The sequence below is a fragment of the Streptomyces sp. NBC_01294 genome (genome assembly GCF_035917235.1).
GTDB classification, from domain to species: Bacteria; Actinomycetota; Actinomycetes; order Streptomycetales; family Streptomycetaceae; genus Streptomyces; species Streptomyces caledonius.
On the sequence record NZ_CP108423.1, the window covers coordinates 7,702,275 to 7,715,096 of the forward strand.

A 12,822-nucleotide genomic window follows, 5' to 3' on the forward strand; every position below is an offset into this window, starting at 1 on the left:
ACGGCCCGTTCGCGCCTGCTCCTGGGCACCGGCCGGTGGCCCCGTCCCGGTGCGGACGGAGTGTGAATAGGGTGACCCCATGTCTGTCACGTTGAGCTCCGCGAAGGCCTCTGCCGCACTCCGCAGGTCGGCGCGGGTTTCCGCCGAGTTGCTGGTGGTCCTGGTCATGGCGGCGGCGGCCCTGTGGGTCCTGAGCCGGATGTGGTCGGTCGTCTGGCCGCTCATAGTCGCCATGTTCCTCACCACCCTGACCTGGCCCCTGGCCGCATTGCTGCGCCGGCGGGGGTGGCGGCCCGCCCTGGCCGCCACCGTGGTGACCGTGGGGTTCCTCCTGGTGGCCGCGGGCGTCGTGGCGCTGATCGCCGTGCCCGTGGCCTCCCAGTCGGGCGAACTGGTCGAAGGCGTGGCCGAGGGCATCCAACGGCTGCGCGAGTGGGCGGCCGGGCCGCCGCTGAACATCGGCGACGACCAGATCACCGGCGCCTTCGACGCCGCGACGGCCCGCCTCCAGAACAGCATCGGCAGCGCGGTCTCCACCGTCGTCACGGGGGTGGGTACCGTCTTCAGCGGCCTGGTCACCGCCGTGCTGTCGCTCTTCCTGATGTTCTTCTTCCTCAAGGACGGCCCCCGCTTCCTGCCGTGGCTCACCCGCCAACTCCCCGGCCGGCTCGCCGTCGACATCCCGGTCGTGGCCGAGCGCAGTTGGCAGACCCTGGGCTCGTTCGTCCGGTCCCAGGCCTTCGTCGGCCTCCTCGACGCCGTGTTCATCGGCCTGGGCCTGTGGATCGTGGGCGTGCCCCTGGTGCTGCCGCTGGCCGTTCTGACCTTCGTCTCCGCCTTCGTGCCGATCGTGGGAGCCCTGTTCGCCGGTCTGGTGGCGGTGCTCATCACGCTGGTGTCGAACGGCCTGACGGACGCGCTGATCGTGCTGGCCATCATCGTCGGCGTGCAGCAGCTCGAAGGAAACGTGTTCCAGCCGATGATCCAGAGCCGCAGTCTCGGTCTCCACGCGACGGTGATCCTGCTGGCGGTCACGCTGGGCGGCAGCCTGGCCGGCGTCGTGGGCAGCCTGCTGGCCGTACCGGTGGCCGCACTCGTCGCCGTCGTCTGGAACTACCTGCGCGACCAGCTCAGCGAACCACCGCACGAGCCGGAGCCCGACGAACGGCTGCCCACAGCTCCTGCCCCGTCATAGGACCGCGCCGCGGGGTCACCGCGGGGTCACCGCGAGGGCGAGCACCGTCACGTCGGCGGTGAGCACTAGGTTCCCCGTTGGGGTCTTTGTCGTTTTCGGACAGTGTGATGGGAATTCAGGTCGTTGTGTCCGAAGGGCCTCCGCGGGCGGGGCGGCGTTGTCGCACGCTGGAGCGGATCCGCGTCCCGGTCGGGGCGGGGGCACCGGGACGCACAGGGGGAACGTGATGGGGGTACGCGCGTGGACACGCGGATCGGCGGCCGTGGCGGGGGCCGCGCTGCTGGCCGGCGTGGCGTCGGGGCCGGCGAGCGGCGCGGAGCAGTGGCGGCCCAGGCCGGGGACCCTGTACATCTCCGACATCCGCCTCGGGGACGGGATCGGGTGGTACGCCGCTCCGGTCCAGCGGGGCTGGGGCCAGGAGCACGCATGCCTGGACGACTGGTCGGTACAGCCTCCCGAGGTGAACGTCTGGCACCGGGACTTCACGACCTCGGAGACCGCCTCCGCCCAGCAGAAGGTGGTGGTCTTCGCGACCGAGGCAGAGGCCATCGCGTTCGCGGACGCGGCCCGGCTGAACTTCGCCGACTGCCCGCGCCGCCAGAACGAGCCCGGTACGACCGCGACGGGCCATGACCACGGTGCGGTGGACGTGGAGGAGGGCGCCACGCTCCAGGGCATGTACACCTTCGACGCCGATGCCCAGGAGCGTCCCCACATGAACTACCTGTGGGGCGTGGGCCGTGACGGGGACACCGTCACGCTGGTCAACTGGTGGAGCTACTGGGGCGACCCGCCGGTGCAGGCATGGAAGAACATCCTCCGGACCGGGGTGAACAAACTGTACTGACCGAGGGACGGGGTGCCGGTGCCGGTGCCGGTGCCGGTGCCGGGCAGGAGCACCTGTGCCTGCCCGGCACCCGCGGGGGCGTCAGAGCGGTCGGGGCGGCTGGGTGCGCCAGAACGCGCACTGGTGGTCCGCCCCGAACGACGTGGTCGTCCGCGTGGCCGTGGGGTGGAGGGTGAGGACCGCGGAGGCGCCGGCTCCGGCCGCGGGCCACGGGGTCTGTCCCGCCACGACGGGGGCGCCGAAGCGGGCGAACGCCGCCCAGTGGCGCTTCATCCGGTTGCCGAGCGCGACCTGCACCGGGGTCAGCGGACGCTCGCCCATGGTGAAGTCGTGCAGATACGCCAGCTCCGCGCTGTGGGCGTTCGACTCGTCCAGGCCCGGCACCTGAGCGCCCGCGAGCGTCGGCGACCGGGGGTCGTCGAACTCGTAGACGTACGTCGGCACCTGGGAGGCGAAGAGCTGCGCCGTCCACGCCGTGTGGCAGGCGAAGGTCGAGTCCGTCATGACCGCCGACAGCGCCAGATACGGCGAGCCGTGGTCCGCGACCGGATAGCGGGCGAGCACCTCGGGTCCCGCGGCCCCGTACCCCGCCAGGATCTGCGCCGTGTACTGCTCGGCCGTCAGATGGGGCTGTGTCAGGGCGACGAAGAAGCGGGCTTCGGAGCGGGTGCTCCCGATCAGGACCGGCACCTTGTTCCACGCGCCGCTCCCGATGGCCTGTGCGGGGGCCAGCGGCAGCAGCCCGTCGCCCGACGCCGGACCCGGCGTGGGCAGCGTACGGGCCGCCTCGACCAGCGCCGCTCCGGAGGCGGCACGCAGGCAGGCGGCCACCTCCGCCCCGGCGGTGCATCCCGCACGCGCGGCGAAGGACCGCGCCTGCCCCTCGGCGCTCGCGCTGTCGGGCGTACGGAGCAGGGTGCACGGGCCGCTCTGCAGCACGGCCCGGTGGAACAGGCCCGCGGCCGACGGGGCGGCCAGCAGCGCGCAGACGGAGCCGCTGCCCGCGGACTGCCCGGAGATCGTGACGTTGGCCGGATTCCCGCCGAACGCGCCGATGTTCTGCCGGGTCCACTGCAGCGCCGCGAGCTGGTCCATCAGCCCGAAGGACCCGGAGCGCGGGTCGTTCTCCCGGCCCAGCTCGGGAAGAGCCAGATAACCGAGCTGCCCCAGCCGGTAGTTGATGCTGACGACCACGCTCTGGGTGAGGTCGGCCATGGTGCGCCCGCCGAACTGGGTGCCCGTGCCCTGGCTGTACGCGCCTCCGTGCATCCAGAGGACCACCGGGAGCCGGGCTCCCGGGCGGGCCGTCCTCGGCCGGTACACGTCCAGGTAGAGGCAGTCCTCGCTGACGGCCTGCGGATCGCTCAGGCCGAACGGCGAGAACTGCAGGCAGGCGGGGGCCTGTCGGACGGCGTCGCGCACGCCGTTCCAGCGGGGCGGCGGCTGAGGCGCCCGCAGCCGTGCGTCCCCGACCGGGGGAGCGGCGTAGGGGACACCGAGGAACTCCTGGGCCCCGTCCTGTGATTGGCCGCGCAGGGCGCCCTGCGCGACGGTGACCACCGGGCGCGGTGATCCGCCGGAGGCCGTCGCCGTCGCCGTCGCCGTCGCCGTCGCCGTCGCCGTCGCCGTCGCCGTCGCCGTCGCCGTCGCCGTCGCCGTCGCCGTCGCCGTCGCCGTCGCCGTCGCCGTCGCCGTCGCCGTCGCCGTCGCCGTCGTCGGCGCCGCCGAGACGAGGAGAGCCGCCAGCCCGAGGGCCGTACCGAGCAGGGATCTTGGGGATCTTGCCGAAGGCAGCCGGTTCCCGGGCCTCTTCATCCGTCCTCCTGGAGTCGTGCCGGTTCGTGCGGGGTCGTGCCGGGTCGTGCCGGGTCGTGCCGGGTCGTTCCCGGTCCCGACCGGCCGGGGCGGGGCGGTGGCGCGGTGCACCGCGCCGCCCCGCCCCGCCCCGGCCGGTGCCCGGGTCCTACGGGCGGAGCCCGGCGAGCAGGGCGGAGGTCACGGCGTGGTCCGCCGGGCCGGTGTTCCAGTCCGGGTTCATCGGGCTGACGGCGATCCGGCCGGCGCTCACGGCTTCGACGTCACCGCCCTTGGCGGCGGGCTGCAGGTCCACCTTCACGGTGATCTTCCAGGTGCCGTCGCCCGCGTCGGTGAAGTCCGGTTCGAGGAAGTTCTGCGGATCCTGGAAGGTCGCGGCCACCCCGGCGGCCTTGCCCGTGCCGTCCGCGCCGACGACCGGGTGGTTGACGTTCAGGCCGACGCCCTTGGGCAGCAGCGGACCGGACCGGGCCCGCGCCCGCAGCCGGTCGATCAGCTTGACCGCGAAGTCGACCGTGGGCCCCATGGCGTTGACCGTGGTGACCGGGTCGGGCGCGCTCAGGCCGCCGGTGCTCAGCGCGATGGCCGGTACGCCGGACTCCAGCGCGGTGACGGCGCCGCCGACCGTACCGGAGTGGGTGGCGAGCCCGGCGACGTTCGGGCCGAAGTTGGTGCCGGAGACGACCAGGTCGGGGGCGGCGCCGGCGAAGACCTCGGACAGTCCGAAGGCGACGGAGTCGCCCGGAGTGCCGTCGACGGCCCAGACCTTCGGCTCGGGGTGCTTCACCGTGATCGTGGGGGCGTTCATCATCTTCGTGCCGGTGCCGCTCTGGTTGGTGAGCGGGGCGACGATCGTGACGTCGTGTCCGGCGGCGGTCAGCCGCTCGAAGGCCTTGCGGATGCCCGGCGCGTTGTATCCGTCGTCGTTGGTGAGCAGGATCCGCAACGGGCCGGCGGGCGCGGCCGCCGGCGTCGCGGAGGGCGCGGTCTGCGGCGAGGCGACCGCCGGTGCGGTGCCGGCCAGGGCCGGCGTGCACAGCATCAGGGCGGCCAGCGGCAGAACTCGCTTGCGTCTCACAGAGTGCTCCTTCAGAGGGGAGGGAGATGAGGGTGAGTGGGGTGGTGAGCCGGCGGGCGCGCGACCCTCGGCGTGCGCCCGCCGGAGTTCCGGCCGGGCCCGTCCCGCGGGACGGACCCGGGGGAGTGGGATCAGCGCACGCTGCGGATCGGGAGGATGGCGAGCGCGCCGATCAGGGAGAGGACACCGCCGGCCAGGAAGAGCGGGGTGTAGCCGCCCAGCGCGGTGACGATGGCCGAGGCGACGAAGGGGGCGATGATCTGCGGTCCCGCGTTCGCGATGTTGAGGACGCCCATGTCGCGGGCGGCGTCCTCGGCCCGCGGGAGGACGAGGGTGACGAGCGCGGTGTCGACGGCCATGAAGCATCCGAAGGCGAGGCCGTTGAGCGCGCTGAAGACGAGCATGCCGGTCCAGGTCGGGCTGACCACGGGGACCACCATGACGAGCCCGGCGAGGGCGGCCGATACGCCGACGAACACCTTGCGCCGGTTCCAGCGGTCGGACAGCAGACCGCCCAGCACGGTGGAGACGGCCATCGCGACCATCGACACCGGGGTGAGCACGGCCATCGCGGCGGGCGGGGTGAGTCCGGCGGGCAGCGCGATGTGGTCGCCGAGGATGTACAGCTGGTAGCCGATGACGGAGAAGTAGCCGAGGACCATCAGGGCCCGGCCGATGAAGGCCCACCGGAAGTCGTGGTTGGCCAACGCCGAGAGGAATGCGGCCAGTTGGGCGCGCTTGGGTGCGGCCGGCGCGTCGGCGGCGGGCCCGGTGCGCGGGATGTCCCGGCAGAAGCCGGTGAGCAGCAGCGCGGACACGGCGACGATCGCACCGAGGACGAGGTAGCCGGTGCGCAGGTGTTCCGCGGTCTGGGAGGCGACGAGCACGCCGACCGTGCCGCCGATGGGCAGGCCGAGCCCCACCAGCGCGGACGCGGTGCCGCGGCGGGTGGCGGCGACCCGGTCGGGCACGATCGCGGTGACCGCGGCCTGATAGACGTTCATGGTGGCCTGGATCAGGCACCAGCCGATGCCGACGAGCAGCGCGGTGGTCACGTTGCCGAGGAAGGCCAGGCCGGCGAGCGAGGCCAGGGCGCCGCCCAGGATCCAGGGGTTGCGGCGCCCGCTGCGGTCGGAGAGGGCGCCGGCGATCGGATTGAAGGCGGTGGCGAAGATCGCGCTGATGCCGCCGATCAGGCCCAGGACGGCGACCTTGTCATCGGGGGCGATCGCGGCGATCTGCGTGGGCAGCAGCACGGAGCCGACACCCATGTAGACCGCCATCAACGCGGAGTTGGCGACCAGCAGCAGGGGCAGGAGCCCACGCTGGCGGGCGGGTTCCGGAATCGGGGGGACGGTCGGATCGGCTACTTCGTGCGTGGCCATGACGACTCCTCGGGGGACGGAGCGGGGAGGTGGCGTGCGTGGGGGAGGGGGCGCGCCGCGAGCGGACGCCGGGCGGCGTCGTCACCGGGAGGTGCGGCGGCCTGACGCGGATTTACTTGATGTTGTTACACGTGTCACCAAGTGCGCTGGAGACTGTGTAGCACCCATTTCCGGGCTCCGCCAGAGCCTGAGCCGGGTCGTTGCGCAGATCGTGACCGACGCCGGCTGCGGTGGGGCAAGACGTGTAACCACCGTCTGACGGTCACTGTGCAGGGTCGATGTGTCGAAAAACCCTCTTGCACTTGTGGCGGCCGTCACGCATCGGCAATACTCCGTGCCGCACCGCGACGACCTCGTCGCCGGAGGGCGTCCTGCCCCGGCGGTGGCGGCGGTCGCTCCTTCTGCGGGCCGTGCGCTCCCCGACGCATCCCGCTCCCCTGCGCTCCCCGGCGCGTCCTGCTTCCGTGTGCCCCGGCATCCCCCGTTCCCGTGCGCTTCCCCGTCGCGCCCCGTTCCCGTGTGCCCCACCGCACCTCGGTCCCGTGTGCCTCGCCGCGCCCGTTCCCGAGTGCCCCGCCCTACCCCGTTCCCGAGTGCTCCCCGCTCCCGTGCCTGCTCTCCGCGTGCCCCACCGCCTGGGGAGACGACCGTGAAAGGCCCGCCATGTTCCCCTCACCCTCCCTCGTGCCGCCGCCACGCCCGCCTCACCCGGCCCTCCCGCCCCGGCACCACCTGCCGGCGGCTCCGCCGCGCCATGCGCTCGCCCTCGGGATCAGCCTCCTGCTCCTGTCGCTGCTGGTCGGACTGCTGCTCCGGCTGGACCCGCAGCCCTTCTTCCAGGGGCTCGACGACCGCTGGGCGGCCGCGGTGAACGATTCCTCCGCCGCGGCGTCCGGCGGATCCGACGGACTCGGCGGGTTCACCATCGTTCTCGACCGGCTCGGCGGCCCGCTCGGCATGATCCTGCCGCTCCTGCTGATCGGCTGCCTCTGCGTCTACGGACGCTGGCGCTCGGGGCTGTTCGTCTTCGCGGCGACCGTCGTCGCCAACGTCGTCGTGCTCCTGCCCCTCAAGCAGCTGGCCGACCGCCCTCGCCCGCCGCACCCGTGGGTCCTGGTCAACGACGGTTCGTACCCCTCCGGCCAGGTGTTCAGCGCGGTGACCCTCGTGATCGTGGCTGCGGTGGTGGTGTTCCCGCCCCGTGCGCGACGCTGGTGGTGGGCGTTCGGCGCCTCGTACGTCCTCGCCATGATGGGGAGCCGGACCTGGCTGCACGCCCAGTGGCTCAGTGACACCCTCGCCGGCGCCCTCGTCGGCGTCGGAACCTGCCTCGTGCTGTGGCGGGTCTTCGCGCCGTTGCTGGAGGCGGAGTCGGAGCGCATGGCCTCGAACAGCCTGTGGCTGTGAGGTGCGGCCCCGAGTGTCCGCGTATAGCGATGCGTTGACGATCGACAATTTCACGCCATAATCTCAGGTGTCGACGTGCATCCGGTGCGCGGCAGGCAGGAAGGAACGGCACATGCCCCACTCCCCAGGCCAGGACCAGACGGTGGTGGATCTCCCCGCAGGGCGCCTGCGCGGCGCGAGCGAGGGCGGCGTGGCCGTCTTCCGCGCCGTGCCCTACGCCGCGCCTCCGATCGGTGACCTGCGCTGGAGGCCCGCGCAGCCGCACGCCGGGTGGAGCGGTACGCGGGACGCCACCGCCGACGGCCCGAGCGCCCCGCAGATGTACCGCGAAGGCGGCGACCCCGTGCTCGGCGGGCACGGGTCGCCCCCCTTCGACGAGGACTGCCTGACCCTGAACGTCTGGACGCCCGCCGCCGACGGCGCCCGCCGCCCGGTGCTCGTCTGGATCCACGGCGGAGGCTTCGTGTCGGGCTCCGGCTCGCTGCCCGGCTACTCGGGCGAGACCTTCGCGCGCGACGGCGACCTCGTGGTGGTCAGCATCAACTACCGCATCGGGCCGCTGGGTTACCTGTACACCGACGAGGGTGACGACGGCGACGAGGGTGGCAACCACTGGCTCACCGACCAGCTCGCCGCCCTGCGCTGGGTGAAGGAGAACATCGCCTCCCTCGGCGGCGACCCGGACCGCATCACGGTCGCCGGCCAGTCGGGCGGCGCGGTCTCCACCGCCGCGCTCGCCGGACATCCGCAGGCCCAGGGCCTGATCCGGCGGGTGATCCTGCAGAGTCCGCCCTTCGGCCTGGACCTCCCCGACCCGGACGCCTACCTGGAGCGCACCGCCGCCTTTCTCGAGCTGGCGGGCGCCAAGGACCTGGCGGAACTGCGCGCGCTGCCCTGGCAGGAGCTGATCGGGGCGGGCGCCGGACTGTTCGCGCAGACCATGCGGTGGGGGTACTGGCCCACGCCCTTCCTGCCCGTGATCGACGGGGTCACCCTCCGCAGCCACCCGGCGCAGGCCCTGCTGGACGGAGCGGCGGCCGGCATCGACGTCATGATCGGCTGGACGCGGGAAGAGGCGAACTTCGGCTTCGCCCTCGACGAGGGCTACGCCGCGGCGACCCGGGAGCAGGTGACCGACCGCATCGCGGACACGTTCGGGAGCGCGGCCGCCGCCGGTGTCTACGCGGCGTACGAGCGGGCCCGGCCCGGCGCCGGGCCCGCCGACGTCCTGATGGACCTGATCACGGACGAGCTCTTCCGGGTGCCGGCCGTCCGGCTGGCCGAGGCCAGGGCCGAGTCGGGCAGCCCGGTGTGGGCCTACCAGTTCGACCTTCCCACGCCCGCGTACGAGGGCCGGCTCGGCGCCGCGCACTGCCTCGAACTCCCCTTCGTCTTCGACAACTTCGACCAGTGGGCGCACGCGCCCTTCCTGGCCGGGCTCCGTCCCGCCGTCCGAGACGGCCTCGCGTACGCCATGCACCGCGCCTGGATCGCCTTCGTCCGCACCGGCGACCCGAACCATCCGGACCTGCCGCAGTGGCGGCGCTACGACACGCAGTCGCGCACCACGATGCGCTTCGACTCGGTCGTGACGGCCCTCGACGACCTCGCCGGCGCCTCCCGGCTGCTGCACGGTCCCGCCCGCACGTCCGGGCACGCCTCCGCTCCCTTGATTTAACTCGTGTAACCTGAAAAGGAAGGAGCAACCGAGCAGCAACCCGAGCAGAAGGAGCGTCGAGGGACGTCATGGCCAAAGACATACACGTCCCCGCATCCATCACCAGCGCCGACGTGGCCCGCCTCGCCGGGGTCTCGCGCGCCACGGTGTCCTTCGTCCTGAACGACACCCAGGGCCACCGGGTCAGCGCGAGCACCCGCGCCCGGGTGCTCGACGCGGCCAGGCAACTCGGCTACGTCCCGCACGCCGCCGCCCGGTCCCTGCGCGCCGGCCGCAGCAACCTCGTCCTGATGCCCGCGTCGATCTCCGCGGTCGGCCGCCTCGTCAGCGACTGGGTCGACGACCTGCACAGCGAGCTCGACCGGTTCGGCTACACGGCCGTGCTCCACGCGGGCCGCTTCGCCGACCCCGTGGACGCCGCCCGGGCCTGGGCCGAACTGCGCCCCGCGGCCGTCGTCGCGCTGGACGGCGACCGCTTCACCGCCCAGGCCGCCGAGGTTCTGGGCCGCGCCGGCGTGCGCGGCCTGCTGGCCTTCGCGACCCACCCCGTCGAGGGCGTGCACACCATCGGCTTCGACCACACCCACATCGGCGCCACCGCGGCCGAGCACCTTATCGCCCGCGGCCGGACCAGGATCGGCGTCGTCATGCCCCAGGAGCGCGGCCTCGGCACCCTCGCCGAGCCGCGCCTCGCGGGCGCCGAGTCGGTCGCGGCCCGGCACATGGCGACCGTCACCCCGGTGGAGATGGCCTACACCCGCGAGTCCGCGGCAGCGCTCGCCCGGCGCTGGCGGAGCCTGGGCCTGGACGCCGTCTTCACCTACAACGACGAGTACGCCGCGCTGCTGCTGCACGCGCTTCGGGCCGAGGGCATCGTCGTACCGGACGACGTCGCCCTCGTCGGCTGCGACGACCTCGTCCTCTCCGCCCTCCAGCAGCCCGCGCTCACCACGGTCCGGCTGGACATGCCGTCGGCCGCGCGGATCGCCAACGCCGTGCACGAGCTGATCGAGACCGGGACGGCGACGCCGGTGCAGGCCGTGGAAGCCGTCCTGGTCCAGCGACTGTCCTCCTGAGACCGGCCGAGTACGCGTCCTGAGGGGCCGGGGGACACAGCGTCCCCCGGCCCCTCAGGCGGCTCGGACCGCGGCCGTCATCCGCCGTCGGTCACCGCCGCGCCGGCGCCCGCGGCCGCCCCCCGACGGTCGTGGGCGCGGCGTTCGTGGGTCCGTACGCGTTCCCGGGCGAGCGCCGGGTGGAAGAGCCACCACACCAGCAGGCCCGCCCCCGCGCCCGCGGCGGCTCCGGCCGCCGTGTCGCTGATCCAGTGCGCGTGCAGCCAGGTACGGCTCCACATCATGGCCAGCGTGAACACCGCGCCCCCGAGCCACCACGCCCGCCGCCGGGCGGCCGGGACCAGCAGCGCCCCGACGACGATGACGAGGAGCGCCGCCGTGGCCGCGTGCCCGGACGGGAACGAGCCGTGGTCGACGCGGACCAGCGGGTCGGCCGGGCGCGGGCGGTCCACCAGGTGCTTGAGGCTCTGCACGACGAGCATGTTGCCGCCGAAGTAGACGGTGAGCAGGAAGCCGACCGAAGCCCAGCGCCTGCGGACGAGCAGCAGGATCAGCAGGGAGAGCGGCACGAGCGCGCCGACCGGGCCGCCGAACCAGTCCAGGGCCGTGGCGGCGGCCCGGTAGAGCCCCTCGTGGGGACCGCCCATCCAGACCAGCCAGCGCTCGTCCAGTTCCTGGAAGGGCGGATCCGCGACATCGGAGCGGACGACGAGGGCCGACAGCCCGGCGGCCCCCAGGAGCAGGAGACCCGCCAGGAGGCGGCCGGGGCCGCGGGCCGCCTCGGAGGCGGACGCGGCGCGGCGCTCGCTCCTGCGGGGCCCGTCGGGTCCGTCAGGTCCGTCGGGCCGGTCAGGTCCGCCGGCTGTGCCGGGCCCGTCGGCCCTGTCGGCCCTGTCGGCTCTGTCGGGTCTGTCGTACGGGGTGGTGGCGGGATTGCCGGACATGGCTGCCTCTCGCGGCCGCGGGAGGGCCCGCGGCCGTGTGTGCTCTGGAGGGAACGGGGGCGCGGCCGGGGCCGCGCCCCCGCGGCGGTACGAGAACGGGGGACCGGGACGTGGCCGGGCCCCGCGCGGAGGAGTGTCCTGTGGATCGGGCCGGGTGCGTGCGGCCCGGTCCCGGGGCCTCTCCCCGGGCCTATCTCAGGGCCTGCCCCCGTCCCTGATGCGGCCCGTTCTGCGGGGCACCCCCGAGGTGCCCGGCCAGGAAGGCGACGCTCTCCTCGACGATCGCCGGGATGTCCGGGGAGCCGAGGAAGATGTGGTCCGCGCCCTCGACGGGCTGCAGGACGACCTCGCCCCCGGCGCTCCTCAGGGCCGCGGCGAGGACCTCGCTCTGGCTGTACGGGACCAGGCCGTCCCGGGTCCCGTGTACGAGGAGGAACGGCGGCGGGTTCGAGCCGTCGGCGTACGTCACCGGGCTCGCGGCCCGCGCCGCCTCCGGCCGCTCGGCCACGGAAGCGCCGAGCAGGGCCTCGTAGGGGTCGGGGAACTCCAGGCCGGAGGCCATGGGCGGCATGGGGTGCCCGGCCAGCGCGACCAGGTCGGAGACGCCGTACCAGTCGACGACCGCGAGGACCCCGGTCTCGCCCGAGGTGACGCCCTGAGTCCCCTCCAGCGCCGCGCCGCCCGGGCCGTCCGGCCTGGTGAGGCCGGCGAGCGCGGCCAGGTGGCCGCCCGCGGACTCGCCCCAGACGCCGATCCGGTCCGGGTCGATGCCGAGGACGTCGGCGAACGCGCGGACGTAGCGGATCGCGGCCTTCACGTCGTGCAGCTGCGCGGGGAAGGGCGCTTCCAGGCTGTGCCGGTAGTCGATGGAGACGAGCGCGAGCCCGGCGCCCAGCACCGCCCCGTGCAGCAGGGCGGCGGGCACGGTCGGCGGCGGGTAGCGGCGGTCGCCGTCCAGCCAGCCGCCGCCGTGGATCCAGACGACCGCGGGGAACGGTCCTTCGCCGGCGGGCACCTGGACGTCCAGCAGCCGGGGGCGGTAGCCGGGGGTGGTCGCGTAGGTGACCCCGTCGAAGCGGCGCACGCCGTCCGCGCCCGTCACGGGCGGAACGGGTGACTGGTACGGCGGTGGCGGCCAGGTCATGTCGGCGAGGTCGAACGCGGCCGGGGGAGATTGCGTCATTGCGGCCCTTCCAATGCGGCGGATACCCGGCGGGGCGGGTGCAGGCTTCGCGTCCTTTGTCCGAAATGCTTGCGCGAGCCGCCGGGGGAGGCGTAGCTTGTTACACGTGTAATCAAGGACTTTAGCGACGCGTTTCCGCTGACCACAAGCCCACAGGCGATCCGACTTCAGGATCGGTGACACGAGCTACCCCAGTGGTCGCGCCGCCTTCCCC

Annotated in this window: 10 protein-coding genes; 5 read left to right on the plus strand and 5 right to left on the minus strand. The window is 73.6% G+C overall.

What is annotated here, in order from left to right; all coding sequences use genetic code 11:
* Positions 1-79: 79 nt before the first annotated feature.
* Both OG534_RS34870 and OG534_RS34875 read left to right on the plus strand, forming a co-directional pair.
* Positions 80-1,195 carry an AI-2E family transporter gene (locus OG534_RS34870; RefSeq protein WP_326586427.1) on the plus strand — a complete coding sequence of 372 codons (1,116 nt, stop codon included), beginning with the start codon at positions 80-82 and terminating at the stop codon, positions 1,193-1,195.
* A 226-nt stretch (positions 1,196-1,421) separates the two neighbouring features.
* Entirely contained in the window at positions 1,422-2,042 is a 621-nt protein-coding gene (locus OG534_RS34875) for a hypothetical protein (RefSeq protein ID WP_326586426.1), read from the plus strand.
* Between the two features lie 81 nt (positions 2,043-2,123).
* On the opposite strand, the gene OG534_RS34880 is transcribed toward OG534_RS34875, so the two are convergent.
* The 3 genes from OG534_RS34880 to OG534_RS34890 form a co-directional block, all read right to left on the minus strand.
* Positions 2,124-3,857 carry a carboxylesterase/lipase family protein gene (locus OG534_RS34880; RefSeq protein ID WP_326586425.1) on the minus strand — a complete coding sequence of 578 codons (1,734 nt, stop codon included), beginning with the start codon at positions 3,855-3,857 and terminating at the stop codon, positions 2,124-2,126.
* 148 nt (positions 3,858-4,005) lie between these two features.
* A complete protein-coding gene (gene surE, locus OG534_RS34885) occupies positions 4,006-4,935 on the minus strand; it encodes a 5'/3'-nucleotidase SurE (RefSeq protein ID WP_326586424.1) in 930 nt (309 codons plus the stop codon).
* Positions 4,936-5,066: 131 nt separating this feature from the next.
* Complete coding sequence (locus OG534_RS34890; RefSeq protein WP_326586423.1) at positions 5,067-6,320, minus strand: MFS transporter; 1,254 nt, start codon at positions 6,318-6,320, stop codon at positions 5,067-5,069.
* 663 nt (positions 6,321-6,983) lie between these two features.
* Here OG534_RS34890 and OG534_RS34895 point away from each other — a divergent pair.
* The 3 genes from OG534_RS34895 to OG534_RS34905 all read left to right on the plus strand — a co-directional run bounded on the left by OG534_RS34895 (position 6,984) and on the right by OG534_RS34905 (position 10,481).
* The gene (locus tag OG534_RS34895; protein WP_326586422.1) at positions 6,984-7,727 is read left to right on the plus strand and encodes a phosphatase PAP2 family protein; all 744 of its coding nucleotides are present in this window, start codon (positions 6,984-6,986) and stop codon (positions 7,725-7,727) included.
* A 112-nt stretch (positions 7,728-7,839) separates the two neighbouring features.
* The gene (locus OG534_RS34900) at positions 7,840-9,405 is read left to right on the plus strand and encodes a carboxylesterase/lipase family protein (protein WP_326586421.1); all 1,566 of its coding nucleotides are present in this window, start codon (positions 7,840-7,842) and stop codon (positions 9,403-9,405) included.
* 68 nt (positions 9,406-9,473) lie between these two features.
* Positions 9,474-10,481, plus strand: coding sequence for a LacI family DNA-binding transcriptional regulator (locus OG534_RS34905; RefSeq protein WP_326586420.1), 1,008 nt, complete (start codon positions 9,474-9,476; stop codon positions 10,479-10,481).
* Between the two features lie 77 nt (positions 10,482-10,558).
* On the opposite strand, the gene OG534_RS34910 is transcribed toward OG534_RS34905, so the two are convergent.
* Together OG534_RS34910 and OG534_RS34915 are read right to left on the minus strand one after the other, a co-directional pair.
* Positions 10,559-11,425 (minus strand): phosphatase PAP2 family protein, encoded by an 867-nt coding sequence (locus OG534_RS34910; RefSeq protein WP_326586419.1) that lies wholly within the window; start codon positions 11,423-11,425, stop codon positions 10,559-10,561.
* Positions 11,426-11,615: 190 nt separating this feature from the next.
* Complete coding sequence (locus tag OG534_RS34915) at positions 11,616-12,608, minus strand: alpha/beta hydrolase (RefSeq protein WP_326586418.1); 993 nt, start codon at positions 12,606-12,608, stop codon at positions 11,616-11,618.
* Positions 12,609-12,822 lie beyond the last annotated feature (214 nt).

Bases quoted from the DNA above. Each gene is read 5' to 3' on its own strand.
- OG534_RS34870 (WP_326586427.1), top strand. From the start codon at position 80: ATGTCTGTCACGTTGAGCTCCGCGAAGGCCTCTGCCGCACTCCGCAGG.
- OG534_RS34875 (WP_326586426.1), top strand. From the start codon at position 1,422: ATGGGGGTACGCGCGTGGACACGCGGATCGGCGGCCGTGGCGGGGGCC.
- OG534_RS34880 (WP_326586425.1), bottom strand. From the start codon at position 3,857: ATGAAGAGGCCCGGGAACCGGCTGCCTTCGGCAAGATCCCCAAGATCC.
- OG534_RS34890 (WP_326586423.1), bottom strand. From the start codon at position 6,320: ATGGCCACGCACGAAGTAGCCGATCCGACCGTCCCCCCGATTCCGGAA.
- OG534_RS34895 (WP_326586422.1), top strand. From the start codon at position 6,984: ATGTTCCCCTCACCCTCCCTCGTGCCGCCGCCACGCCCGCCTCACCCG.
- OG534_RS34900 (WP_326586421.1), top strand. From the start codon at position 7,840: ATGCCCCACTCCCCAGGCCAGGACCAGACGGTGGTGGATCTCCCCGCA.
- OG534_RS34905 (WP_326586420.1), top strand. From the start codon at position 9,474: ATGGCCAAAGACATACACGTCCCCGCATCCATCACCAGCGCCGACGTG.
- OG534_RS34910 (WP_326586419.1), bottom strand. From the start codon at position 11,425: ATGTCCGGCAATCCCGCCACCACCCCGTACGACAGACCCGACAGAGCC.
- OG534_RS34915 (WP_326586418.1), bottom strand. From the start codon at position 12,608: ATGACGCAATCTCCCCCGGCCGCGTTCGACCTCGCCGACATGACCTGG.